21 protein-coding genes are annotated in these 24,391 nt (G+C 53.9%); 9 read left to right on the forward strand and 12 right to left on the reverse strand.

Going from position 1 to position 24,391, the window contains the following annotated elements; genetic code table 11:
* Window positions 1-90: 90 nt before the first annotated feature.
* The 3 genes from ACP9M6_RS04635 (at window position 91) to ACP9M6_RS04645 (ending at window position 6,819) form a co-directional block, all read left to right on the forward strand.
* Window positions 91-3,453, forward strand: coding sequence for a TonB-dependent receptor domain-containing protein (locus ACP9M6_RS04635; protein WP_427453906.1), 3,363 nt, complete (start codon window positions 91-93; stop codon window positions 3,451-3,453).
* A 497-nt stretch (window positions 3,454-3,950) separates the two neighbouring features.
* Window positions 3,951-5,837, forward strand: coding sequence for a ribonucleoside-diphosphate reductase subunit alpha (locus tag ACP9M6_RS04640; RefSeq protein WP_427454754.1), 1,887 nt, complete (start codon window positions 3,951-3,953; stop codon window positions 5,835-5,837).
* A 244-nt stretch (window positions 5,838-6,081) separates the two neighbouring features.
* Window positions 6,082-6,819, forward strand: coding sequence for a hypothetical protein (locus ACP9M6_RS04645; RefSeq protein ID WP_427453908.1), 738 nt, complete (start codon window positions 6,082-6,084; stop codon window positions 6,817-6,819).
* A gap of 15 nt (window positions 6,820-6,834) precedes the next feature.
* On the opposite strand, the gene ACP9M6_RS04650 is transcribed toward ACP9M6_RS04645, so the two are convergent.
* Complete coding sequence (locus tag ACP9M6_RS04650; RefSeq protein WP_427453910.1) at window positions 6,835-8,226, reverse strand: hypothetical protein; 1,392 nt, start codon at window positions 8,224-8,226, stop codon at window positions 6,835-6,837.
* A 110-nt stretch (window positions 8,227-8,336) separates the two neighbouring features.
* Between ACP9M6_RS04650 and ACP9M6_RS04655 the strand changes: the two genes are divergently transcribed.
* Window positions 8,337-9,935 (forward strand): lysine--tRNA ligase, encoded by a 1,599-nt coding sequence (locus ACP9M6_RS04655; protein ID WP_427453912.1) that lies wholly within the window; start codon window positions 8,337-8,339, stop codon window positions 9,933-9,935.
* 68 nt (window positions 9,936-10,003) lie between these two features.
* The gene (locus ACP9M6_RS04660) at window positions 10,004-10,804 is read left to right on the forward strand and encodes a hypothetical protein (RefSeq protein ID WP_427453914.1); all 801 of its coding nucleotides are present in this window, start codon (window positions 10,004-10,006) and stop codon (window positions 10,802-10,804) included.
* A gap of 152 nt (window positions 10,805-10,956) precedes the next feature.
* Here ACP9M6_RS04660 and ACP9M6_RS04665 read toward each other — a convergent pair whose 3' ends face one another.
* The 3 genes from ACP9M6_RS04665 to ACP9M6_RS04675 form a co-directional block, all read right to left on the reverse strand.
* Window positions 10,957-11,583 carry a S24 family peptidase gene (locus tag ACP9M6_RS04665; RefSeq protein WP_427453916.1) on the reverse strand — a complete coding sequence of 209 codons (627 nt, stop codon included), beginning with the start codon at window positions 11,581-11,583 and terminating at the stop codon, window positions 10,957-10,959.
* 91 nt (window positions 11,584-11,674) lie between these two features.
* A complete protein-coding gene (locus ACP9M6_RS04670; RefSeq protein ID WP_427453918.1) occupies window positions 11,675-12,940 on the reverse strand; it encodes an ammonium transporter in 1,266 nt (421 codons plus the stop codon).
* Window positions 12,941-13,150: 210 nt separating this feature from the next.
* Complete coding sequence (locus ACP9M6_RS04675) at window positions 13,151-14,506, reverse strand: ammonium transporter (protein ID WP_427453920.1); 1,356 nt, start codon at window positions 14,504-14,506, stop codon at window positions 13,151-13,153.
* Window positions 14,507-14,685: 179 nt separating this feature from the next.
* Here ACP9M6_RS04675 and ACP9M6_RS04680 point away from each other — a divergent pair, with 179 nt between their 5' ends.
* The gene (locus ACP9M6_RS04680) at window positions 14,686-15,039 is read left to right on the forward strand and encodes a DUF952 domain-containing protein (protein ID WP_427453922.1); all 354 of its coding nucleotides are present in this window, start codon (window positions 14,686-14,688) and stop codon (window positions 15,037-15,039) included.
* Window position 15,040: 1 nt separating this feature from the next.
* The gene (locus ACP9M6_RS04685) at window positions 15,041-16,102 is read left to right on the forward strand and encodes a quinone-dependent dihydroorotate dehydrogenase (protein ID WP_427453924.1); all 1,062 of its coding nucleotides are present in this window, start codon (window positions 15,041-15,043) and stop codon (window positions 16,100-16,102) included.
* 294 nt (window positions 16,103-16,396) lie between these two features.
* Here ACP9M6_RS04685 and ACP9M6_RS04690 read toward each other — a convergent pair whose 3' ends face one another.
* The 8 genes from ACP9M6_RS04690 to ACP9M6_RS04725 form a co-directional block, all read right to left on the reverse strand.
* Entirely contained in the window at window positions 16,397-16,807 is a 411-nt protein-coding gene (locus tag ACP9M6_RS04690) for a PaaI family thioesterase (protein WP_427453926.1), read from the reverse strand.
* Window positions 16,804-18,141 (reverse strand): MATE family efflux transporter, encoded by a 1,338-nt coding sequence (locus ACP9M6_RS04695; protein ID WP_427453928.1) that lies wholly within the window; start codon window positions 18,139-18,141, stop codon window positions 16,804-16,806. Before ACP9M6_RS04695 ends, ACP9M6_RS04690 begins: the two co-directional genes overlap by 4 nt.
* A 69-nt stretch (window positions 18,142-18,210) precedes the next feature.
* Window positions 18,211-18,828, reverse strand: coding sequence for a PIN domain-containing protein (locus ACP9M6_RS04700; protein ID WP_427453930.1), 618 nt, complete (start codon window positions 18,826-18,828; stop codon window positions 18,211-18,213).
* A gap of 62 nt (window positions 18,829-18,890) precedes the next feature.
* Window positions 18,891-19,514, reverse strand: a complete 624-nt coding sequence (locus tag ACP9M6_RS04705; protein ID WP_427454755.1) for an HD domain-containing protein — start codon at window positions 19,512-19,514, stop codon at window positions 18,891-18,893.
* An 8-nt stretch (window positions 19,515-19,522) separates the two neighbouring features.
* Entirely contained in the window at window positions 19,523-19,954 is a 432-nt protein-coding gene (locus tag ACP9M6_RS04710) for a PaaI family thioesterase (RefSeq protein ID WP_427453932.1), read from the reverse strand.
* Window positions 19,951-20,424 carry a PaaI family thioesterase gene (locus ACP9M6_RS04715; RefSeq protein WP_427453934.1) on the reverse strand — a complete coding sequence of 158 codons (474 nt, stop codon included), beginning with the start codon at window positions 20,422-20,424 and terminating at the stop codon, window positions 19,951-19,953. Before ACP9M6_RS04715 ends, ACP9M6_RS04710 begins: the two co-directional genes overlap by 4 nt.
* A gap of 1 nt (window position 20,425) precedes the next feature.
* On the reverse strand, window positions 20,426-21,562 hold the full coding sequence (locus ACP9M6_RS04720) for a serine hydrolase domain-containing protein (protein ID WP_427453937.1): 1,137 nt from the start codon (window positions 21,560-21,562) through the stop codon (window positions 20,426-20,428).
* Complete coding sequence (locus ACP9M6_RS04725) at window positions 21,562-22,389, reverse strand: bifunctional hydroxymethylpyrimidine kinase/phosphomethylpyrimidine kinase (protein WP_427453939.1); 828 nt, start codon at window positions 22,387-22,389, stop codon at window positions 21,562-21,564. Before ACP9M6_RS04725 ends, ACP9M6_RS04720 begins: the two co-directional genes overlap by 1 nt.
* A gap of 57 nt (window positions 22,390-22,446) precedes the next feature.
* Between ACP9M6_RS04725 and arsC the strand changes: the two genes are divergently transcribed.
* Window positions 22,447-22,791, forward strand: coding sequence for an arsenate reductase (glutaredoxin) (gene arsC / locus ACP9M6_RS04730; protein WP_427453941.1), 345 nt, complete (start codon window positions 22,447-22,449; stop codon window positions 22,789-22,791).
* Between the two features lie 123 nt (window positions 22,792-22,914).
* The gene (locus ACP9M6_RS04735) at window positions 22,915-24,303 is read left to right on the forward strand and encodes a hypothetical protein (protein WP_427453943.1); all 1,389 of its coding nucleotides are present in this window, start codon (window positions 22,915-22,917) and stop codon (window positions 24,301-24,303) included.
* Window positions 24,304-24,391 lie beyond the last annotated feature (88 nt).

Raw genomic sequence — 24,391 nt, forward strand, 5'->3', positions numbered from 1 at the left:
ATTTTCTCAGTCTCTTTGATTGCCCGCGTCACGAAATTAAAGCTAACTGTTCTGTAATAATCAAAAAATTTAGTCTCGGAGACTTAGACTATGAAGTTCCACATATCACAACAAGCAAAACCCGTGCGCCGCGGTCTGTCATGTTCTATGCTCGCACTCGCCCTCGCCGGTGCGCTCTCCGTGCCATCGCAAGCCCAAGATACATCAGACGATGTCATCGTTGTGACGGGGTCGCGGATCGCGACTGACTCGGCTCTGACGGCTGCAAGCCCTGTGCAAACCGTTACGATCGACAGTTTTATCAAATCGGGTGACATTGAAATTGCCTCAGGTCTTCGGAATGTTCCCGCCCTTCAAGGATCTGACCCGGCTACGCTTGATTCCGCGCAAGGTTTTGCTGCGACAGGTGTAAGCTCCTTAGACCTTCGTAACTTGGGCGCGAATAGAACGCTAGTTCTGCAAGATGGCCGTCGTCATGTTGCTGGCCTCGAAGGTACGGCGATTGTTGACGTTGGCACAATCCCGCAGGCTCTTATTGCCAGAACTGAAGTTCTCACAGGCGGCGCGTCCTCGGTATATGGTGCAGATGCTGTGTCGGGTGTCGTTAACTTTGTCATGCGGGATGGAAGTGATTTTGACGGCGTTGAATATCGTCTCCAAGGCGGGATTTCTGACAAAGGTGATGCGGAAGAGTTTTTTGGATCCATTGCAACAGGGACTGAATTTGCAAAGGGTCGTGGTAATTTTGTTGTGGCGGGGGAATATAATCACTCGACATCCATCGTGAATGCGGATCGTCCTAATTTTGCAGGCGCGGGTTTCTCCTCGTTGAACAATAGTAACGCGTTTCTGAACGGTATTCTGGGGCTTGACCCGAATGCAGAGCAGGCTTTTGTACCTAACCGTACGCTTCCTGTGTCCAGCCCAGGGTCGACAATTGCAATTGACCCAACGCCTTTTGCCTTCCCATTCGGCCAGTTACTTTCCTACGTCACGGACTTTAATCCAACAACAGGAACCGTTCCACTTATTGACGGCACAGATATTCCAGTTCTTCAGGTTATTGACCCTGTGACTGGCGAGGTTCGCGCATTTAATCCAGGCTTCTCCACCGGAGCGTTCAATGCCATCGGTGGTGACGGTATTGCGATTGCTGAGACGGCGCCTGATTTAACATTGATTCCCGAAATTACCCGCTTTGTGGGCTCTTCGGCGGTGAGCTTGGAACTCAACGATAAAGTTGAGTTTTTTGCGGATGCTAAATATTCACGTGTTGAATCTGACTCAGTCGCCGGGATTCCGTTCTCAGACGATATTCCAATTGCTTTGGACAATCCGTTTCTACCGCTGGCCATTCAGAACCAAATACCGATTGTTGACGCGCTTTTACCGGATGATACGCCCAGTATTTTTGTTGCCCGCGATATATTGGGGTCCGAGACGAATTCGGGAACATCGGCAGAGCGTGAGACATTCCGTCTGTCCGGTGGTTTCCGAGGGGAAGTTTTGGAAACCGGTTTTGATTATGAACTGTCCTATAATTATGGGCGGACAGACGCCACTGTTACGTCCCGCAATGCGCGTCTAAATGACAGATATTTCACGGCAATTGATGCAGTTGCGCTCACGGCTGCTGACTTAGACGGCACAAATCCAAATGTAGCATTTGGTGCGAACGGTATTGGAACATTAAATGCGGTCCGCAATGGCGAAGATATTGTTATCAATCCCGGCAGTGCGCAGGTCGGGGATATTGTCTGTCGGTCTGAATTGACCGGACTGCCTTCCCCAGCCGCCCTTTTCGTAGGATCGCCGCCTTTGTTCGAGGACGGCGCAACGATTAACGGTGTTGATGTCAGTAGTCTGACACGTCCCGTAACTTTCGCGCTGGGTGACGGGCAATGTGCGCCTGTGAATATTCTAGGCGCGAATGCTATTCAGGGCGCGGGTGCAGGCTTTGCCTTCTTTGATCTCGAAGACGAGACGGAAATCACGCAGAAACAGTTGCTCCTCACAGTATCAGGTGATTCTGCAGATTATTTTGAACTACCAGCCGGCCCAATCGGGTTTGCCGTTGGGTTTGAATGGCGTGAAGAGGCCTCACAATTCACGCCTGCCGCTTTCAGTGCGATTGATGCTCTGAATGTCGTTGGGAACACGGAGGACCCAATTCTACCATCCCCTATCGATGGTCAGGGCATTAGTGTTCATGAAGTTTTCGGTGAACTCAAAGTTCCGGTTCTCGCAGACTTACCTTTCGCCAAATCACTCGAAGTTACAGCCGCTGGTCGTGTTTCCGATTACAATACGATCGGGAATACTGAGACATATTCCTTTGGTGGACGGTATCAGCCTATCGATGGGTTGACCCTGCGCGGCACCTATTCGCGGGCTATTCGTGCGCCAAATATTGGCGAGCTTTTTGGCCCTCAGGTTGGTGCGTTTATCGGCGTTGATGCGGATCCCTGTGATGATGGTAATATTACACAAGGGAGTAGTAACCGGGCTGCAAACTGTTTGGAATTTGTCGCAGACGGCTTCGATTCTTCAGATTTCCTAACGGCCTTCGTAACAGGCACGACCGGCGGCAACCCCGATTTGACGGAAGAAACATCCACCAGCTTTACTCTGGGGGGTGTTTTCCAGCCTACAGGTGCACTTGAGAACTTGGTCATCGCGGTGGATTACTATGACATCGAAATTGATGATGCGGTTGGCAGTTTGACGGGTGCAGGCATTGCATCCGCCTGCGTGGACTTACCCTCAACGGATAATCAGTTCTGCGATGCGATTGAGCGTGATGCGGGCAATGGCGGTGCGATTTCAGGATTCACATCCGGGAATATTAATCTCGCCTTCCTGAAAGCCAGGGGTGTCGATTTCGATGTTCGCTATGGTTTTGACGCTCCATCAATTGGCGGACGGGATATGGGCTTCATTCAGGCGTCTGTCGTCGGAACACATTTCTTAGAGCGGTTCACAGAAAGTGATCCAATTATCAGAGAAACGATTGCTTCCATCGAAGATCCGCTGGAGCAGCAATTGCTCATCGAAGACCAAGCGACGGTCAGTGACCTGTTAGGCGTGATTGGGACCCCGGAGTGGATTTTCAATATGGGTCTTGATTGGGAAATCGGAAAACTGAGCGCCAATTGGACGGGTCGTTTTGAAGAATCGACATCATTATTTTCAAATTCCGCCCGTACAGATGTAGAAATCGTTGACGGAGCCGTCGTGGTTTCTGAGAATGTCGGCCTGGCCGATCCCTCCCAGCTGAACACGGGGGATAGTTTCGAAATGGATGTCAGCCTGAACTATGAGTTTTCTGAAAAGCTCGCGCTTTATGGCGGTGTCGCAAATGTGACCGATAGAGAGCCGTTCCTTGGCTCGCTCGCACGCCCTGTCGGGCCAAGAGGACGCTTCTTCTTCTTCGGTGTGCGTGGGGAGTTCTAGATACGTCTAGATAAAGATACGATAATCTAAGATACCAACCCGCCCCTGCCGTCGCAGGTGGTGGGTTTTTTCATGCTCGAATCGCTTTGATCCCCGATTTTATTCCGGTCCCGCAATGATGCCCGTCCCGCCGTGTTAAGCGCTTGTTTTGCAAGGTGCGACACTGTGGATTGCGGGATGTGGACGGTGTTGTGGATAGCTTGCGGGGTTTCAAAAAATTTGCGGCAAATCCAAAGGGTTAAGAGTCTAGTAACCTTTTTTCGCCTTAAAGAGACACACTAGGTGTTGACCATATGGGGCAAATCAACACTATATGTTGTGGAACGTAGCGGTTCACATCATATTACTATCCTCGACGGGAACACCTGCAAACTGCGGGAAGGGGATGGATTTTGCGCCGCTTTTGGGGATAAGGACTGAGAAACATGGCTGAGAATAACGAAGACTTCCGTACGGCTGAAGTAGACGCGGAACTGGCTCAATTGGACGGACAAAACATGGATATTTTAAGCGCAGATCTCGACCCGAACGCCCCGTCCGGCATTCCGATGAGTGATGCCGAGGTCGCGCGCGAGCCGGAACTGGAATTCACACCCAAACCGGAACGTCCAGTTCAGGTCAAAGCCCGCAATGAATTGCTGACGGATTTCGGCAAGCGCACCCTTCTGGACCGTTACCTTCTGCCCGAAGAGAGCTTTCAGGATATGTTTGGTCGCGTGGCACAGGCCTACGCTGATGACACAGCCCACGCACAACGTCTTTATGATTACATGAGCCAGCTTTGGTTCATGCCGGCAACGCCCGTCCTGTCTAATGGTGGCGCGGATCGTGGCTTGCCGATTTCTTGCTTCCTCAACGCCGTGGACGATTCGCTCGATTCCATCGTTGACGTCTGGAACGAGAATGTCTGGCTGGCCAGTAATGGCGGCGGCATCGGCACCTATTGGGGCAATGTGCGTTCTATTGGCGAGAAGATCGGCCGCGCGGGCAAGACTTCCGGCATTATCCCGTTCATCCGCGTGATGGACAGCCTGACCCTCGCCATTTCGCAAGGGTCCTTGCGTCGCGGATCGGCCGCCGTCTATCTCGACATCCACCATCCGGAAATCGAGGAGTTCCTCGAAATCCGCAAGCCCTCCGGCGACTTCAACCGCAAATCCCTGAACCTGCATCACGGTCTGAACATCACGGATGATTTCATGATCGCCGTGCGTGACGGTGCGGAATATCCGCTGCGCAGCCCGCATACGGGCGAGACGATCAAACACGTCAATGCGCGCAAGGTCTGGCAGAAAATTCTGGAAATGCGCCTCGCCACGGGTGAGCCCTATATGGTCTTTTCTGACACAGTGAATAAATCCCTCGCCAAACATCAGCGCGATGCGGGGCTCAAGGTTCAGCAGTCCAATCTCTGCGCCGAAATCATGCTCGCCACGGGCCGTGATAAATATGATCGTCAGCGCACAGCCGTTTGCTGCCTCTCCTCCATCAATGCTGAAACATATGATCAGTGGAAAGACGTTCCGGGCTTTATTGAAGACATCATGCGCTTCCTCGACAATGTTCTCGAGAGCTTCATTCAGGGCGCACCGGAAGCGATGAATGATGCGAAATATTCTGCCATGCGCGAACGTTCCGTCGGCCTCGGCCTGATGGGTTTCCATTCCCTGTTGCAGAGCAAGAATATCCCGTTTGAGAGCGCAATGGCGAAAAGCTGGAATATGCGCCTGTTCAACAAGATCCGCGGTGATGCGGATAAAGCGTCCGTGACTTTGGCTCATGAACGCGGGGCCTGTCCGGATGCTGCCGATATGGGCGTCATGGAACGGTTCTCTCACAAAATGGCAGTGGCACCGACAGCCTCAATTTCCATCATCTGCGGCGGGACGAGCGCGGGGATCGAGCCTATCCCGGCTAATATCTACACGCATAAAACACTCTCCGGCTCCTTCACCGTCCGCAACCAGATGCTCGAAGAGCTGTTGGAGACGAAGGGCAAGAATACGGACGGTGTCTGGGCGACGATTCTGGAAAATGAAGGCTCCGTCCAGCATCTTTCCTGTTTGGACGACCATGAAAAGGCCGTCTTCCGTACAGCTTTCGAAATTGACCAACGTTGGGTGATTGAGCATGCCGCCGACCGCGCGCCAATGATCTGTCAGGCGCAATCGCTCAATATTTTCCTCCCGGGTGATATTGATAAATGGGACCTTCACATGTTGCATTGGCAGGCCTGGGAAAAAGGCGTGAAGTCGCTCTATTACTGCCGCTCTAAATCTATTCAGCGCGCAGGATTCGCCGGATCGGAAGCGAAAACCGACATGGAAAAGAGCATGGAGGCTGCCGCTCCCACCGATTATGAGGAATGTCTCGCCTGCCAATAAGGAATGATTTTTTGAAATCCGGTTCAGTCCGGGTTCATAAAATATAAATGATGATAAGGCTGTCGCGGTTTGTGGTGGCCTTTTTCGTTTGTGTTAAAGCGGAAAACCGCCTGTACCAAAGTAAAACAGTGTTGCAGATGGAACACATTCTTTACCAACGAGTCTTCGGGGGTCACATTCTTGTGGTAGAAAAGGCTTCGACCTGATAAGACAGAAGAGAATAAAAGGGAAACAGGCGCAATTTATGGTCCTCAAGGGAGTGACATACGCAAAATCTGTCCGCAGCACGCTTGCTGTGGCCCTAACAGCTATGTGCTTTGTTGCAACCCCGGCTTTTGCGCAGGATGCGTCTGAGACGCGCGTGGAAACGCTCGGGGCCAATAAGGCGATGGCCCCAACGGAGGGCTTGAATTTCAACCTTCCCGCACCGGCTGATCTGGGGACGCAAACGGGTCCGCAGCTTGAACTGCCATTGGATGCCGTTGGCTCAACACTATTTAAACTCGACCTGTCCTCCCCCGCCTGTGCCTCTGGCGGCGAAGGCTGTTTGAAGCGCAATGACCGCGTAAATTTGGGTCTGTCTGACACATTTAATCGTCGCTCTGAAAAAGGGCTCGATCTTAAACTGATGCCGCGGGCTTCCATGCGTTTCAATGATGAGGTTAGCTCTGCCGTCGTGGGGGCCGTCATCGAAATTGGCGAAGACCTGCGTCAGGGGTCTGAGTTCGAGAATAATACGTGGTATTTCTTCGCGGGTGCGGATGCGGAAGCGCTGACCTATGCGCCGAATTCCGTGGGCAGGATCACCTCGGGCCAATTCCACCTGCAGGACCGGATCATCGTCGGAGATGCGCAGGCAGGTCTGGGTTACCGGATTGGTGATGCGGATGTGTCGCTGTCTTACATGCGACGTGAGGCTTCGACCGAGGAATTCAAGATCGTCGAAGATGCAGCGGCGCTGTCCTTTACGTGGAAACGCTAAACGCGCTTTTCCGATCTAGGGAATTTTCATTCTAAAACTAAAGCTGGCCGTATTCCCTGGATAGAGTGACCCGGGGCGGACATAACCTTTGGGGACGAGGCAGATATGGCGAACTTGATCGTCATAGCTGGCGTTTAAGTCCGCTTCCGTTTTATCGCATTGTCCGATATTTGTGGGGCGCGCACTCGCAAAGGAATAGGCAACATCCGTGCTGGGTGAAAAGCTTAAACCGCTTGTGCCGGGCGAGAAGAGGATAGGGCCACCACCTCCCATGTCGCCTGTGAAAAACTCCATTTCGTCCGGAACGCTATCAACTAGAAAAAGACTATTCAGGTCTACGGGCCCGGTTCCCGTATTGTCCAATGTGATCGTGTAGATGACATCGCTTCCCGGTACGGCGTAGATAGTGGGATTATCCGTCGCCATGGCAACGGTTTTTGTGCCGGAGAAAATGGCGGCCTGAGTTGATCGAAAAGCGCTGTAATAAACTTCTTCATTAATGTGGCGACGGCTTGTGTCACCCGCGACTGTTTCTTCTTCCACAGCGAGTTGGATGGATCCATTTGGTAATGGATCAGAGCCGAAGAGCACAGCCCACCCACCATTACCGCCATTTTCAGCGGCTTGGGTCAGAATAGCGGTCTCGAAATCACCGGAAATGCTATAGCTATAAGGCGGCGAATTCCCCGTGCCTGCAATCGAATTTCCGCCGCGCGCAAAAACATAGGTCACACCGTTAACCGTACCAGTGCCGGGCTCTGCCACGATATAACCCAGTGTTTCGTTGAACCGAGTGTCATTGATCATCCCGATATGTTTCCCGACGCAAAAGGCGGTCGGTGTTGGCGGGGTGTTTCGATTACCGCAATTATTCGTCCAAAAAACACTCGCTTGAGCATCGTTGAATGTCATGACTTGTCCGAAAACGGCGAGTGACGAAAAGCCGGATGTCAGACTGGCTGTAACGTTTTCGGTCTCTGTACTGGTCCAGCCGACTGCATTTCCGCTTGTATCATCAGAGAGTACTGTTCGGGCTTCGATTTTTCGCCCGTCAGAAAGTGTATGCGCACCTGTTTCCACGACAAGGCAGTGAACATCCGAAGCGGTGAACGCCGAAGAATCTTCAAAACGTTGAACGCGAACTTCAAAAGAGGTCGGCATCACGTTTCTAACACGCGTATGAGCTTCGTTGCTGGCCGCCGATGGTAGGACATAGGTGCAACTTACGACGGGTGCGGTGTAAGCATTCGCGAGTGCAATCGTTTCCCAGTTCGCCGACACATTCTCAATGCGATGTGTCTCGATAAATGTGTCGAGGACCATGACATTTGTCTGTGCCGCAGCCCATTCCGGAGCTAATACCATTCCAAATATCAGGCATAGGCCGATATTTTGTTTCTTCCACATGGACCGAGAATAGCGAAAAATCCTTAATAATCGTAAAGTTGAGCTGTGATAGATCAGTCAGGTGAACGTGTCCGATTGACGCTGTCCCGTGCAAAGCCTAATCGCCGCATATGACAAATGAAATTTACATGACCTCCAAAGCCTGGCCGTTCGATCAGGCCCGCGCCATTCTCCGCCGGCTCGATATTGAAAAAAAACGCGGGATTGATCGCGGCGATAAACCGGTCGTATTCGAGACGGGCTATGGTCCTTCCGGCCTGCCGCATATCGGAACATTTGGCGAGGTTGTGCGCACGACAATGGTCCGGAACGCATTTATTGCGCTGACCGAAGGCAAGATCGCGACACGCCTTATCTGCGTGTCTGATGATATGGACGGGATGCGAAAAGTCCCCGGAACGGTGCCAAACCCGGACGAACTCGAAGCCTATATGCAAAAGCCACTGACCGATGTGCCCGACCCGTTCGGCACGCATGACAGTTTTGGTAATCACATGAATGCGCGTTTGCGGGCCTTCCTCGACAGCTTCGGCTTTGACTATGAATTTATGTCCGCGACAGAACTCTACCGCTCCGGCGCCTATGATGAATATCTCCTCCGCGCCCTGAATAAATTCGACGACATTATGAAAGTCATGCTGCCGACATTGGGCGCAGAACGTCAGGCGACTTATTCGCCCTTCCTCCCGATTTCTCCGTCTACGGGCCGCGTGCTCTATGTGCCAATGAAAGCCGTCAATCCAGAAGACGGCACGATTACTTTTGATGATGAGGACGGCACGGAAGTCACGATGTCCGTCACGGGCGGGAATGTGAAATTCCAATGGAAGCCCGATTTCGGGATGCGCTGGGCTGCGCTCGGCGTGGACTTTGAAATGTTTGGCAAAGACCATCAGGATAATGCGCCGCTCTACTCCCGCATTTGTAAAATCCTCGGCGGTAACCCGCCCGTGCAATTCGTCTATGAATTATTTCTCGACGAAAAAGGCGAGAAAATTTCCAAGACAAAGGGCAACGGTATTTCCGTCGAAGACTGGCTGAAATACGCGCCGCCGGAGAGCCTCTCGCTATTTAATTTCGCTAAGCCCCGCGCGGCAAAGAAACTCTATTTCGATGTCATTCCGAAAACGGTCGACGAATATTACCAGCATCTCGATGGCTGGTCGCGGCAAGACGAAAAACAACGCGCGAATAATCCGGTCTGGCATATTCATAACGGCACGCCCCCGGATGAAAACCCGCCTTTGACATTTGCGCTGCTGCTCAATCTGGTCAGCGCGGCCAATGCGTCGGATACAGAAACACTCTGGGGCTTCATCAAGAAATATGCGCCGGACGCGACGCCCGAAAACAGCCCGGGTCTTGACCGTCTGACGCATTATGCCGTCGCCTATTACGAAGATTTCGTGAAACCGAATAAGGCCTATCGCGACCCCACAGATCAAGAGCGCGCAGCGCTGGAGGATTTGGTCAAACGGTTCCGCAATGTCTCAGCGGCGGAATCTAACGACGGCGAAGCTCTGCAAACGATGATCTTCTCTGTTGGGAAGGACCATGAGTTTGAAAACTTGCGCGATTGGTTCAAAGCCATTTACGAAGTCTGCCTCGGCCAGAGTCAGGGTCCGCGCTTTGGGTCATTCGTCGCGATTTACGGTCCTGAAGAGACGGCGGATCTGATTGAAACCTCGCTGGCGGGCAACTTATCGTAACAAACCGCAATAACGCGTTCTGTCGTATTCACTTTGTGACGCGGCAGAAATGTGGAAAGCTTGCGGGGATGATGACATTATTCAAATCCACCATCGTTATCTTGGGCCTTCTCGCGCTCCCGACGGGGGCCGTGGCCGCCAATGTCGCGGAAGTCCGACGGGCGATGGCGGCGGGCGATTATGACGCCGCTTTCACCGTCGCGGAAACGATAGAGACGGCGGAAAGCCTTGCCCTTGCGGCGGAAAGTCTCCTTTCCGACATCATGTTGGGGACGGCGCATAAAAATAAAAAACAGGCAAAGCAGGCCCGTGAATTGGCGGACAAAGCGCTGGAACTTGATGCCGCACATCAAAATGCGCGGCTACAATTCACAATCGCGGACGGGTTTGTGACGCGGGAGACGGGCGATGTCTCGGCGTGGATGAAAAAACTGCCGCAGAAAACGCAGGCGGTCGTGCAGGCCTACCGCCTCGACTATCCCGATGATGTGCGGGGCGATGCCCTGATGGGCGCATGGCATCTCGCCATTGTGCGCAAGGCGGGCGATGGGAATGCGCGGAAATGGTTCGGTGCAAATGTCGCCGACGGGCAGGCCTTTTATGATAAGGCGATTGCGTTTGAGCCGGATAACGCTGTGATCGGCGTGAACTATGCGTTCGCGATGATTGCACTGGAGGATGAAGATATGCCGAATGTGAGTGCAGCCTGGGCGATATTGGAACATCTGTCGGCACTTGACCAACCCGATCATCTGAACCGGACGGTGATGGATTACGGGCGGGAGGCCCTAACGGTGAAAGCCGACCGCGACGCCGCGCGGGATTATGCGGGAATGTTTCTGGACGGTGAAAAGCCGGAGCTTAATTAATTTGTCACACCGTCGCGGCCCGCACGGACGTCCGGTACCCATGCCGTAAAGGTCACGTTTAAATCGAATTTGCGAATTTCGGAAATTTTACGGCATGGGCACCGGATGGCCTTCGGCCATGTCGGTGTGACATCAACGCTCAATTTATCGAGTTATTGAGAGACCCAAATAATCCGCCCGATCCACTGGACCTCATGCATGTGCAGCGTGCGGTCTTCATATTCCGGGTTGAGCGAAATGAGCTCGATTGTTGTGCCCGTGCGTTTGCGCAATTCCTTGGCCATGACTTCGCCCTGATGCGTTTTGACGACAACGCGGTCGCCACGGCGGCACTCCGCATTAGGCGCGACAAGGACTTTGTCACCCGCGCGCAGGACGGGGTCCATGGAATCGCCCGCGATTTGCAGCGCATAGACATTTTCGTCCTGCAACCCCGGCACCCGGACATCTTCCCAGGATCCGCCAATCGGAAATCCAGCATCATCAAAAAATCCTTCACCACCGGCTTGGGCCAATCCGATGACGGGAATGGCGGGACCGCGAGCGCCGCGATCTGCGGCCATACAGGCGAAGTCCTCAAAGCTCATATCGACCTGTCGCAGGACTTTCGCGATAGATTCGGTCGAGGGCCAGCGCGGTTTTCCCGCAGATGTCACCCGTTTGGATTTGTTAAATGTCGTGGCGTCCAATCCGGCTTCCTTGGCGAGGCCGGAAGGGGACATAGACCGTTTGCGGGCGAGGCGGTCGAGTGCCGCCCAAATATCTGTGTGCGATAACATGGAGAATGGGCTAGGATTAAATCCCTATCAGGTCAAATAAAAAGGCGCTCCAAATGGAACGCCTTTTCGATAATCTTTATGAGGCGGGCGTTTAATTATACGCGCTTTCACCGTGGAGGCTGATATCCAACCCCTCATATTCCTGCTCTTCCGTGACGCGCAGGCCGAGTGTCATTTTCAAAACGAAGAGGATGACAAAGCTGGCCAGCGCTGACCAGAGAACGACGGCACCCGTCCCGATCAATTGCGCGACGATATCCCCATCGCCCGTCCCGCCGAGGATTTCTGCAGAGAGGAAGGGCAGCAGCAGAATACCGAGCATGCCGCCGACACCGTGAACCGCGAAAACGTCGAGGCTGTCATCAATTTTTAACTTCACACGAATGAGGTTGACCGCGAAATAACAGACGAGCCCGCCTGCCAATCCGATCAGCAAGGCGCCTCCCGGACCGATGACACCCGCCGCAGGGGTCACCGTTGCGAGGCCTGCAATCGTGCCCGTCGCCGCGCCGACCAGTGTCGGTTTCTTATTCGCAATCGCTTCCATCACGACCCACGACAATGTGCCGACTGAGGCCGCGATATGCGTGACGAGCAAGGCCATGCCTGCGCCGCCATCGGCTGCGAGTTGAGAGCCGCCATTAAACCCGAACCACCCGACCCAGAGCATGGATGCGCCGATCATGACGATTGCGGGGCGATGCGGCACGGCAAGCTCTGTCGGGAAGCCTTTGCGTTTCCCCAACATGAAGACGTAAACCAGTGCGGAAATACCCGCTGTCGCATGGACAACCAAACCGCCCGCAAAATCAATCACGCCGCGTTCGGCCAACCAACCACCACCCCAAACCCAATGGGTGACGGGGGCATAGACGACCAAGAGCCAGAGGGCCGTAAAGATCATGACGGGCAGGAATTTCACCCGCTCGACAAAGGCCCCGACAATCAGGCCGGGCGTGATCACGGCGAAAGTCATTTGAAAGGCGAGGAAGACGCTTTCGGGGATTGTCCCCGAGACCGCGTCGCGCTCCAGATTATTCAGGAACAGATTGTCCAGTCCACCCCACCACGCATTGCCTTCGCCAAAGGCGATGGAATAACCGGCAATGACCCAGATGATGCTGGCCAGTGCCGCGATGGCATAGACCTTCATCAGGACGGAAAGATAGTTCTTCGCGCGGACAAGCCCGCCATAGAAGAGGGCGAGGCCCGGAAGGCTCATAAACAAAACAAGTGCCGTGGCCGTTAGGATCCAGGCGGTGTCACCGGAATTAAGGGTCGCGTCTTGCGCGAAAGCGACTGACGGTAGTGCTAGCGCAGCGAGCCCCGCGCCAGCGGATTTAAGATAGTGTGACATGATTTCCCCTCATGTGATGTTTATATCTTTCACCTAGTTGAGGGAATATTGTGCGGCTTTAGCCGATTTTGCACAAGATGTGGACATAAGTACTTCGCACAACTGAGGGGCGGAATTTCGAATGATTTGTCGAAAACCTGTGCGTCAGCCAAAGAAAAAACCCCGGCCCGAAGACCGAGGTTATTGCGCCCGTTTAACCGTAGAAGTCGTCTATGTGTTGACGAACTCAGGGTAGGCGACGAGGCCGACTTCGGAGATATCGAGACCAGCTGTCTCGTCTTCAACCGATGGGCGGACGCCGATTGTGACCTTCAGGACCAACCAGATGATGGCGGACACGACACTCACAAAGATACCTGTTGCAACGATACCGACGATCTGAGCGACGAGCGTTTCCGGCATACTGATGGCGACAGCCAATGTACCCCAGATACCGGCGACCAAGTGAACTGGGATCGCACCAACGACATCATCAATTTTAAGCTTGTCGAGCAGTGGTACTGTTAGACAGGCCAACAGCGAACCAACCGCACCGATCAGGACGGACATGCCGATGGACGGAGCCAAAGGCTCGGCGGTGATGGCGACCAGACCAGCTAGGGCGCCGTTGATGGCAAAGGTTACGTCGATCTTGCCATACCGCAGTTGCGTGTAGACGATGGCGAGAATGACGCCAGCTGCAGCGGCCATGTTCGTGTTCACGAAGATACGGGACACGTCGGTGACATCGCCAATTGAACCGGATGCGAGTTGTGAACCGCCGTTGAAGCCGAACCAACCTAGCCACAGGATAAACATACCCAATGTTGCAAGCGGGATGTTGGACGCCGGAATTGGGTTGACCTTACCGTCAACATATTTGCCCAGACGCGGCCCGATGATGATCGCACCCATAAGAGCGGCCCAGCCACCTGTCGAGTGGACAAGGGTCGAACCGGCGAAGTCGGAGAAGCCCATGTCGTCGAGGAAACCACCGCCCCATTCCCAGCCAGCAACGACAGGATAGATAAAGGCTGTCAGGATTGCGACAAAAATGAAGAATGGCCAGAATTTAACGCGGCCTGCGACCGTACCGGACACGATCGACGCCGTTGTAGCGCAAAACACCATCTGGAAGAACCAATCAGACGCAACCGAATATCCTGTATCCAGTGCAGCAGCCTGATTTGCGGCTGTTTCAGCGTCAGTAGCGCCGGCCAATCCAACGGGTTCCAGCGGATAGCCGGGAGACAAGACAGACGCGAAATTAATGAAGTCTGACGCGCCCGCATAGAGCATGTCGTAACCGAACAACCAGAACATCAGACCCGCCAAGCTGTAGAGCATGATATTCTTCAAACACTGCATAGAAACGTTTTTCGTTTGCACGAAACCGGCTTCGAGCATGGCAAAGCCAGCTGCCATCCACATGACCAAAAATCCACCGATCAAGAACAGCAGCGTGTTAAAAATATAGGCCGTTGAGTTGGCCGCTTCGACGACCGTGGTGGCGTCCTGCGCCATAGCCAGTGCGGGTAGCGCGGATAATAATGCCGCCCCTCCCAAGATTTTTGCGAAACGTCGCATTTGTGTTCCCTCCAAATAAGATGTGTGGGATGTCATTGCACAGGCGATGACGGGCAGGGCGAGTCAGGTTTGCGGCAATGCGGACCGTATTCAAGGTAGGCGCATTTTCTGTGCGCGTTCGTTTAAAGAATGCCCTATGGCTGTGCGCGACCCGAAACTGACCGATTCTTGAGGCCCCAATGAAAGACCGTTATATTTTTAAAGTGCTGACACCGGATCAATGGGTAACGTTTCAAGCGAATAAGGTTTTTACAGGCAGTCCCGTGGACCTCGCCGATGGGTATATTCATATGTCCTGCAAAGCTCAGCTAAAGGAAACGATGGATAAATGGTATGCGGATGAGACGCGCGTTTTTATACTCGAAGTCGACAGTCATCCGATTGCTACTGACCTGAAATATGAAGTCTCGCGCGGCGGGGCGGAATTCCCCCACCTTTTCGCGGACCTCCCCCTGTCCGCCGTGGGCAAAGTGTGGGACGTGTCCGCTGATGTCGGCAGCTATACACTGCCGGGTAATTTGAAAGCCAATTAATATGAGCCTGATTTACAAAACCGGAACAGCCGTGCTGCGAAGCCTTCCGGCAGAGCGGGCCCATGTCACGACGGTGAAACTCCTTCGTGCGGGGTTCGGGCCGAAATCTGGCGTCATCACATCCGACTTGTTCAGAACAAATGTCGGGGGTCTCGATTTGCCTAATCCGGTCGGTTTGGCCGCAGGCTTTGATAAAGATTGTGACGTGCCGGACGCCATGCTCGGCGCGGGGTTCGGCTTTGTCGAATGCGGCACAGTGACTCCGCGCCCGCAGATCGGCAATGCGAAGCCACGCCTCTTCCGCTTGGTCGAGGACGAAGCCGTCATTAACCGGATGGGATTTAATAATCAGGGCTTGGATCATTTCCATGCGCGGCTCTCCGCGCGTCAAGGCAAGGGCGGCATTGTCGGCGCCAATCTCGGCGCGAATAAGGATAGCGATGACCGTGCCGCGGACTATGTCACGGGCCTGACCCGCCTTTGGGGGATGGCCGATTATTTCACGATCAATATCAGTTCGCCCAACACACCGGGCCTGCGCCAACTCCAAGGCGCGGATGAAATGGAAGACCTGCTCGGGCGTTTGTCGGAAACCCGCGCGGAATTGACGGGTGATAATCCCTCCGTCCCGATGTTCCTGAAAGTCGCACCGGATGTCGACGTCACGCAAATTGACCGCATCGTCGAACAGGCGCGGACTTACGGCATGAACGCCATCATTGTCAGTAACACAACATTGGACCGTCCTGACAGTTTACAGAGCGGACATGCGGGTCAGGGCGGTGGATTATCCGGTCAGCCACTCTTTGAGAAATCGACCCATATCTTGCGTGAGTTTGCAGATGCGGCTGACGGCTCTATTGATTTAATCGGAGTCGGGGGCATTGGGTCCGGCGCGCAGGCTTACGCGAAAATCAGGGCGGGCGCGAAAGCGGTGCAGCTCTATTCCGCGCTCGTCTATAAAGGCCCGCAATTGGTTGCGGAAATCTGCGCGGATTTGGAAGCGCGATTAAAGGCGGATGGGTTTGAGTCTGTTTCGGATGCCGTCGGAGCAGATATTTGATCCAATGCGGATGTTCGCGGCTATTTTAATTGCTAGCACGACTTGTCTCGGGGCGTGCAACGGGGAGCCAAAAGAACTTCAAGCCGAAGCCACAATCTCTGAAGTGACAACAATATCTCTGCGTAAACGGCAAGGGAAAGGATGTCTCGTGACTGTCAATTATCAGCCTGAGGGTCGAGGAGAATTCGTTGAAGCTGTTTTGGCTAAACGCGGCGCGGCATGTAACCGGTTCAAGAGTGGTCAGAAATTGAGAATTATATATGACCCAAAACGTCCGACGAAGGTCGCGCTACCCTAACCTAATTTAAACGTCGCATTGGCGCGGGCGACGATCGCCTTTTCCGTCACCAACTGACACTGCACGAAGCCAAGACTGCCGCCGAGCTTTACCATCTCGCTTTGTGTCGCAATCCATTCGCCGACCTTTGCCATGCCCGTAAAGTCGACGGAGAGGTTGACGGTGATGAGGCTTTTCATCTCGCGGCCCTCCGCTTTCATCATCTGTGCGCAGGTCAGGCCCATCGCATTATCGGCGATGGATGAGATAAATCCGCCGTGAATAATCCCGCGCGAATTACAATGCGCCTCGCGCAGGACCGCGCCGAGACTGATTTGGTCCGGCGTCATACGGGAATAGAGCGGCTCCCACGGATCGGTGAAAGCGGATTTTCGGAAGTGGGGTTTATAGCCTTCAGGAATGCTCATGCAGTCGCCTCCATATGTCTCGTGATCGCCGGATAGGCGAAGCCTAACGTCACAGCCCGCATGACGTAATAGAATAAAAACGCGATCCAGATGCCCGCCGCGCCGAAGATCGGGTACACGACATAATGCGCGGCGATATATAAAATGACGGCGACAATTCCCGCATTCCGCATGGCGGCGGTACGGGTCGTGCCGATGAAAATCCCGTCCATCTGATAGGCCGCAAAGCCCATGATGGGCGCGAGGGCGCAATAGGGGAGATAGGTCATGGCGCTCTCGCGCACGGCAGGATCTGTTGTCAGCAATTGAATGAGATAGGGCCCGCCGAAGTAAATCAACACGCCGATCAGGAGCGCGAAGCCGACGGAAAACTCGCTCGTCAACCGGACAGCGCGTTTGAAGCGCGGTTTGTCCTTCGCCCCATAAGCGGCCCCTGTCACGGCTTCGGCGGTGTGGGCAAACCCGTCCAGCACAAGCGCGGCCATGGTGATCATCTGCATCAGGACGTGATAACCCGCGAGGAAGGTCTCGCCTTCCGTCGCGGCCGCATTGCCGAAGAAATTAAATCCAACGGTCAGGGCCATTGTTCGGATAAAAATATTCCCATTGGCCACACCCAGTTTCGACAAGGCGTCTCTGGCCAATAGCACTTTCTTCGTGAACGCGCCGGGCCTCCAACCGCCGCGCCGCCGCACCTCGCGGATCATCAAAAACAGGCCCGCCGCAAAACCCGCCCATTCTGCAGCCGCACTCGCCAGCCCTACGCCGACCAAACCGCCGCCTAAGACAATCACAAATATTGGCGAGAGAATAATGTTCACGATATTGAGGACGATCTGAAGCCAGAGCGCTAATCCCGCGCGACTGATCCCGACAAACCAACCCATGAGTGCGATTGTGCCGAGGGTAGCAGGCAGCCCCCAAAGCCGCGCCATGATATAATCCCGCGCGCTGCCCTCAATTTCCGCGCTCGCGGTGAAAATTTTAAATGCGCCTGTCAGGAGAGGGATTTGCAGCGCGAAGACGAGAAGTCCGATGACAAGACCAATCGGAATAGCGCGCAGAATATGGGCCTGCACTTCGGCCTCAGCGCCCGCCCCGTCACTCTGCGCGGCCAAGCCCGCCGTCGACATGCGTAAAAAGCCAAATCCCCAATAGGCAATCCCGTAAATGACCGCGCCCAAACCGATGCCTGCTAGAGCCTGCGTCCCAACAAAACGACCGACCATCAATGTGTCGACAAGACCCACAATCGGCGCGGCGCCATTGGCGAGCATAATTGGCCAAGATTGGTTAAAGACATTGCGTCGGGTGAGTGTGGCGGCGGCAATCATGGGAGAGGCATAAAGAAATGCGCCTATGAAGTCATGCAATATGCGTCGCTGTTAGGGCTGCAAAATATACTACCTTGGTAGGGAATAGGAAATTTTATTGTCACTGGATGTGATATAATTTGAAGCGGTCAATTTGTTGTAAAGCGCGTTGACTTCTGTCTTAGTTAAACCCTCTTTAAAAACATTTCGCATGACGTTTTTGAGAGTCTTTTCCGTACGGGGCTTTGCCTGACCCCGCCCTATAAGATTTTTGATAATGGCATCAAATTTTTCGTCTAAATCTGCGTCCTTGCTGATATTTGATATTGGAATATCAGCAAGCGCTTCGCGCCGACGGACATTGATATTTTCCAACATTAAGTGATCGATCAACGGGTCAAACCCCTTATCCTTTGTTATGAGATGAAAATATGCGTCGGGATCACGGGTGACGAGTTGCCCCAGATAATATGTCATATGAAAGTCGAGTGCGTTGGCGCGCGTTTCCGAGACTCTAATATATCTGGCACGTTCAGGTCCAAATTCGTGCATGGCGGTCGCGAGTGGAACATCAATGCGGGTTTGTTTTGCGCCTAGAAACAAATAAATTTTGAAGTGTTCTCCTTTGAGTACATTCAAATTTTTGGGCTGAACGTTCTCGAAATCGATTAATACGTAATTTGTCAGAAATCCCACGAGCTTTGTCATGTGGCGCCAGTAGCAAAAAGCCGTTCAATTTAATTTAAACCTTAGCGTTAATTTTTGTTTCCCTAACGCTGCAACATTTCGATGGCTTGCAGCAGATTTTTCCGGGCCTGAGTCTCAAGCTTTTCGTAAAAATATTCCGTCGCATAAATCCTATTCCGCTCTAGAAAACCGCTCAAAATCTCCGCGCGTTTCTTGCGGAAGATAAATTTTGGGACGCGGCGATATTCAAACCGCACGTCTTTTTCGAATTGGTCATAAACATGTTTAGGTGTGCCGAGGATGGAGAGGTCTATGTCGAGCATGAATTGCCCGTCCAGAGATTCTGGCGTGCCGTGGCTTTTGGTGTTCAGAATATGGGTTACTATTCGCGAGATGACCGCGTCTTCCGCCCCGCGTTTGGCCAGCCAGTCTGCCGCCCAGTCCGCGCTGTCTTCTTCATTTGTGCCGGAGAGCGGTTTATAGATAGCGTCGTGAAACCAGAGCGCCATTTCGATTTCATCCGGGCGTTCGGTTTGGTCCCGAACCTCATCCAAATGCCGCAGACAGGCGGCGATATGGTCGAGCGTATGATAAGCGCGGTGTTTCTCTGCATGAGCCACAACCAGATCACTATAAGTTGCGGCATCTGCCGCAAGGCCCATCCGTCGGCAGAGCCTGTTCCACCGTTCGAGTGAACAGATCTCCATCACTGGCGTCATTTATCATCCGCACGGGGTAGGAGGAAATGCCCGCTCAGGGCCGCGATGGGTTTGTCTTCGCGCTCCTGCCAGGCGCGCACGCGGACATTGGCGACGCGGCTGCCTTCTTTGAAAATATCGGCGCGGGCATAAGTCTCGACGGGTTTCCCGCGGCGCAGGTAATCGACATTGATTCCGATGGTCTTGGCGAATTTCGCATGAGGGTCGCCCAGCTCAAGGCTCCGGCGTTTTAATTCCGCCATCGCGCAAACTTCCATGAACCCACCGACGACACCGCCATGGAGCGCGGGCAGGGCGGGATTGCCGATATTACTATCTGTGTAGGGCAGGACGAGGAAAAAATCGTCCCCCATGAGGCGGGCCTCAATACCGAGGCTCTTCGCATAGGGAATGGACTCTACCAGCTTCTGGGCGTCGCGCGGGGTCATGTCTTGTCTCCCGCCTTGTAAGTTTCTTCGACGGTATATTGTTTTCCCGTGACCATGAAACAGGATTGCGCCGTGGCGACTGGATCTTCCTCATCGCCGTCATGGGCGACGGCGCGAACAAAGGCGACATTACGCGTGACCTTATAGCAGATGGCTTCGGCAATTATGGTTTCGCCCGGTTTGGCGGGGCGCTGATAATCAATGCGCAGGGAGAGTGTCGCGACGGGGCCGAGCGCGTCGAACCCTGCAATCGCGGCAAGGCCGCTGGCTTGGTCCAGCAAGGTTGTCACCGCACCGCCTGCCACAACGCGCGTTGCGGGGTCCCCGATGAGGGCCGTGTTATAAGGTAGGGACAGTGTCGCCCGACCCTTATCCACGGCAACGAATTTCATCCCGATTTTTTGCGCGTGGGGCGTGCCCTCCACCATTGTGGGACCGAGTTCCCAAAGTCGTTCTACAAGTGCGCTCATTCTAAAGGCTTTCGTAAACAGCGTCGATCAAGGCGCGCGGGCGGATATCACCCAGCAACGTGTTGCGCTGTCGGTTCATTGTATAAGCCCCGTGCAGACCCGTGACCGGATCGGCAAAAAGGCACGACCCGCCCCAACCGCTATGGCCGAGTGTGGACGCCGTCGGACCATAAAAGAAGTTAGGTGAATTGCGCATGACTCCCGCCGCGAAGTCGATCTCGAAAGGCAGGACGAGATTCTGGCCGGAGATGCGCGATTTGGAGAAGGCGGCGAGTATATCTTCGCTGAGGAAAGGTGCGCCCGCCAACCGTCCATCCGCGCCGATCTGCATCAGCGTCGCCAAACCACGCGCTGTGGCGTGACAGTTCGATCCCGCCAGTTCCGCTTCACGCCAAGCCTGTGTGCCTTTGCCGCCGGGGGAAGACCATTTTTGCATGAAGGCTGCTTTGGAGGCCTCATTCATCTCACCGAGATCGGCCATGGCTTTCGGCTTTTGCATCTGAGTGCAGCGCGCATGCTCGGCTTCCGGCAGGCCAATCCAGACATCCGCATCCGCTATGTCGCAAAGCTCTTCGCGCAGGATTCGGCCCAAGGTGCGGCCTTGATCGTCGGCGCGGCGTGCGATTTCTCCTGCGAGGAAACCGTAAGTCACAGGATGATAGCCGGAGGCAGAACCGGGTTCAAACAGGGGCGTTTGGGTTTCCAATTGTTGAATGGTCTTCTCCCAATCGAACCAATCCTGAGGCGTCCAATCGGGATTGATGATGCCGGATAGACCGGATTGATGCGACATGAGTTGACCAATGGTCAGGCCGGTTTTTCCGGCCTGCGCGAATTCCGGCCAGATCGTCTCGACCAATTGGTCATAGCCGATTTTATCTTCTTCTACGAGCCACGCGATGACGAGCGCGGCGACGGCTTTGCCGGAGGAGAAGACGGCGAAGAGCGTGTCTTCATCGACGGGTGCGGATTTTTGGCGGTCGGTCCAACCCGCCTGAATATCAATAAGCGTGCGGCCATGTTGCATGACGCAGAATTGAAAACCCAACTCCTCATGTTCTGTGAAGTTCGTATCAATCGTCGTCCGCAAGGAGCTGAATTGATCTGGTAATTGGCCGCTCAAGGGATAATCGGTCATTATATGTAGTCCTTCACGTCTAGGCCTTGCGGCGCGATGAGCGCCCCTTGGCAGCGCACGAGTGGCAGCTCGCCCGCATCCGCTTCATTGGCGGCGCGCATAATATCGAAGATTGAACCGACAGCTGCACTGAGAGCCGTCCGTGCGTCCAACCCGCGCAAATGATGGGCCAGTAAGATCGCGCCGAGACTGTCCCCGCCACCATGCGGCACAGAGGCGAATTTCTCGTGCGAGCAGATGAGCGCATCCTCTGGTGACTCCCAAGCTGCGCCAATGTCCTCTCCATCCGGCACAGAGGTGATGAGGACAGAGCCATAAGCCGATGCCGCTTTTCGAATATTCTGTGGCGTGTCTAATACCTGACCGGACAGCCAAGACAGCTCCCAGAGGTTTGGCGTAATACAATCCGCGAGGGGGACGAGGGCGTCCCGAATGGCCGCCGCACGGTGTTCGGGAATATAGAGGTTTCCGTGATCGCCCATAACAGGATCGACCCAGATTTTGACCGCCGGATTTTTCGCACGGATGTCGCGAATAATATCTGCCGCCAGATCAATATGTCCGACTTCGCCCATATATCCCGTCAGGACACCGTCAAAATGCAGGTCCTGTTTGCGGATGGCATGCCACATCTTGCGCAGACGTTCAGTCTCCACTGCCCCACCACCGGGCGCACCCCATCCAGGATGCCGCCCCATTAGCGTCGTGGGCAGCACAACCGTCTCCACGCCCAATCGCTGCAAGCAAAAGCCGGCCGCTGTTGCGCCGACGCGCGAACTGGCGACGGTGGAACTGATGAGCAGGACTTTTGGGCTGGCTGTGGTCACGGGACCCATTTGGCGTTACACGCGCACTCTGGCAACCCGCAAAAGAGAGGATCTCCCATGTTGACGATCTGGCATAATCCCCGCTGTTCGAAATCCCGACAAACGCTGGCCCTCATAGAAGCGGCTGGCAAACCTGTCGAAATTCGTAAATATCTAGACGATGTGCCAACGGCAGCAGAGATCACGGGAATGCTGAACCAATTAGGTCTCGACGATCCTCGCGCGCTGATGCGGAGGGGCGAAGCGATATATAAAGAGCTGGGCTTAAAGGCCGTCAATGCGTCTGACGCCCTGCTCAAAGCCATGTCCAAACATCCGAAATTGATCGAACGTCCCATTGTCAGTGATGGTGAGCGGGCCATCATTGGACGCCCGCCAGAGGCGGTGAAAACACTCCTCTAGGGAAAATCTCACGAAAATCTCCCGCCTAAACGGGTTGTTAAGCAAAATCATTCACACCCCTATTAACCATGACGGGGCGAGTGCGTCCCGTGCCCAAATCTGGGTTTGCTTTCGGGGGACGATATGCGTCTGTATTCTGTTGCTGCTTCTGCTGCTTTGTCTGCGGTTTTACTGTCAGGGTGTTCTTTTATCACGGGTAAGCCGGGAAAATATGAAAATCCTTATGCCAAGCAGAAAGCGGCGCATCACGGTCAATATGGCTCACATAACGTGGCCAATCGCTGTCAGGTCTTTTCCCCGCGCCAACAAATCCCGCAAGGTTGCCGTCCGGAGCAAGTCACCCTCGCGACTGCGCCGCAAGGTCAGTACGGGGCGGGTCAATACCGCTCCACCAATGGTTTTCCGCAACAACCGCAATATGGCCAACCGCAATATGCGGATGGATCATATGGCACGGCAGTCGGGCAAGCGCACGGCCAGACGCAACATTATCAGACAGGGCCCAAGCTGAAAAAGCCAAAACTGCGCGGTTCACTGTCTCTCGGTGTCGAGAAAAGTGTCTCCGGCAACCTGCTTGATTATGGCGTCAGGGACGATCTCGACCCGCGTAACGGATATAATCCTCAAGTTTATAATGAAGGCCGTGTTACGGGTTCTCAGGCCGAGGGCCAGATCGTCACGACCCGTTTTACTGCAAATGAACTGGATGCCGCAAATATCTTTGCGCCAAATACATTTGAATCCAGCACACGCCCGACAGTTTCTTTTGATGATGTTTGGTCAACACCGGCCAGCCTGAAAGCCGGATTGGAATATGTCGCCGGTAAGAACACAACTGTTTTCGTGAATGGTGGATATACTCACGCAGAAGGTAATTCTGGCGATGGTGCGACTGTGACTGCAACGCTGTATCAAGAAGACATTATACAGAATTACTCGCCGGTCCTCAATGCTGAGGGTGACCCTGTGCCGGGTGCATTTGTGCCAAGTGGCGGTCCGATCCGAAATGTAACTTTTATTCCTAATAATGAAATTGCGCGGTTCACTTATGATTTCTCCGACCTCAGACAATATGATGTCGAAATCGGTGCCCGCCATTACCTGAAGCCATTCGTACAGTCTGAAGGCTTCCGCACGGTCACGCCCTTTATCGGCGGTGCCGTCGGGGCGTCTCATGTCAGCGCGGTTGATGTTACGGTCGGACAATCGCAAGCTTTTTATCAGCGCACATTTGAAGAAACGGGTGACGCTGAACATTTCTACACCGTTCCGACACCGGCAAATTCGACCCGCCTTTATGACTCACAATGGATTCCACAGGGTCAGTTAAATGTTGGGGCCGAATGGCAATTGACTCCGGGCTTCGCGCTCGCGGCGGAAACAGGTGTCCGGGTTCAGGGCGCGCGAGAATATGCAGATTTCACCAATGCGGCGGGGGAAACAATCTCCGGCGAAAAGGGCGATGCGAATATCTCCATCCCGTTCACATTGCGCGGATCGGTCAATTTTTAGGGTTTGGGTTCATTAACCAAGCAAAGACTTGGTTTTGTTAAGGTTTTGTTTCCGGTTTGGGAACGGTTTTTTAAGCATCCTCTGTTTT

This window comes from Litorimonas sp. WD9-15, assembly GCF_050271975.1.
GTDB lineage: Bacteria > Pseudomonadota > Alphaproteobacteria > Caulobacterales > Maricaulaceae > Litorimonas.

What these genes read in the sequence shown, in the direction of transcription:
- ACP9M6_RS04665 (WP_427453916.1), bottom strand. Translation starts at nt 11,583, where the DNA reads ATGTTATCGCACACAGATATTTGGGCGGCACTCGACCGCCTCGCCCGC.
- ACP9M6_RS04640 (WP_427454754.1), top strand. Translation starts at nt 3,951, where the DNA reads ATGGATATTTTAAGCGCAGATCTCGACCCGAACGCCCCGTCCGGCATT.
- ACP9M6_RS04650 (WP_427453910.1), bottom strand. Translation starts at nt 8,226, where the DNA reads ATGTGGAAGAAACAAAATATCGGCCTATGCCTGATATTTGGAATGGTA.
- ACP9M6_RS04645 (WP_427453908.1), top strand. Translation starts at nt 6,082, where the DNA reads ATGGTCCTCAAGGGAGTGACATACGCAAAATCTGTCCGCAGCACGCTT.
- ACP9M6_RS04705 (WP_427454755.1), bottom strand. Translation starts at nt 19,514, where the DNA reads ATGGAGATCTGTTCACTCGAACGGTGGAACAGGCTCTGCCGACGGATG.
- ACP9M6_RS04690 (WP_427453926.1), bottom strand. Translation starts at nt 16,807, where the DNA reads ATGAGCATTCCTGAAGGCTATAAACCCCACTTCCGAAAATCCGCTTTC.
- ACP9M6_RS04680 (WP_427453922.1), top strand. Translation starts at nt 14,686, where the DNA reads ATGAAAGACCGTTATATTTTTAAAGTGCTGACACCGGATCAATGGGTA.
- arsC (WP_427453941.1), top strand. Translation starts at nt 22,447, where the DNA reads ATGTTGACGATCTGGCATAATCCCCGCTGTTCGAAATCCCGACAAACG.
- ACP9M6_RS04700 (WP_427453930.1), bottom strand. Translation starts at nt 18,828, where the DNA reads ATGACAAAGCTCGTGGGATTTCTGACAAATTACGTATTAATCGATTTC.
- ACP9M6_RS04660 (WP_427453914.1), top strand. Translation starts at nt 10,004, where the DNA reads ATGATGACATTATTCAAATCCACCATCGTTATCTTGGGCCTTCTCGCG.
- ACP9M6_RS04675 (WP_427453920.1), bottom strand. Translation starts at nt 14,506, where the DNA reads ATGCGACGTTTCGCAAAAATCTTGGGAGGGGCGGCATTATTATCCGCG.
- ACP9M6_RS04670 (WP_427453918.1), bottom strand. Translation starts at nt 12,940, where the DNA reads ATGTCACACTATCTTAAATCCGCTGGCGCGGGGCTCGCTGCGCTAGCA.
- ACP9M6_RS04720 (WP_427453937.1), bottom strand. Translation starts at nt 21,562, where the DNA reads ATGACCGATTATCCCTTGAGCGGCCAATTACCAGATCAATTCAGCTCC.
- ACP9M6_RS04735 (WP_427453943.1), top strand. Translation starts at nt 22,915, where the DNA reads ATGCGTCTGTATTCTGTTGCTGCTTCTGCTGCTTTGTCTGCGGTTTTA.
- ACP9M6_RS04655 (WP_427453912.1), top strand. Translation starts at nt 8,337, where the DNA reads ATGACAAATGAAATTTACATGACCTCCAAAGCCTGGCCGTTCGATCAG.
- ACP9M6_RS04710 (WP_427453932.1), bottom strand. Translation starts at nt 19,954, where the DNA reads ATGACCCCGCGCGACGCCCAGAAGCTGGTAGAGTCCATTCCCTATGCG.
- ACP9M6_RS04685 (WP_427453924.1), top strand. Translation starts at nt 15,041, where the DNA reads ATGAGCCTGATTTACAAAACCGGAACAGCCGTGCTGCGAAGCCTTCCG.
- ACP9M6_RS04715 (WP_427453934.1), bottom strand. Translation starts at nt 20,424, where the DNA reads ATGAGCGCACTTGTAGAACGACTTTGGGAACTCGGTCCCACAATGGTG.
- ACP9M6_RS04695 (WP_427453928.1), bottom strand. Translation starts at nt 18,141, where the DNA reads ATGATTGCCGCCGCCACACTCACCCGACGCAATGTCTTTAACCAATCT.
- ACP9M6_RS04635 (WP_427453906.1), top strand. Translation starts at nt 91, where the DNA reads ATGAAGTTCCACATATCACAACAAGCAAAACCCGTGCGCCGCGGTCTG.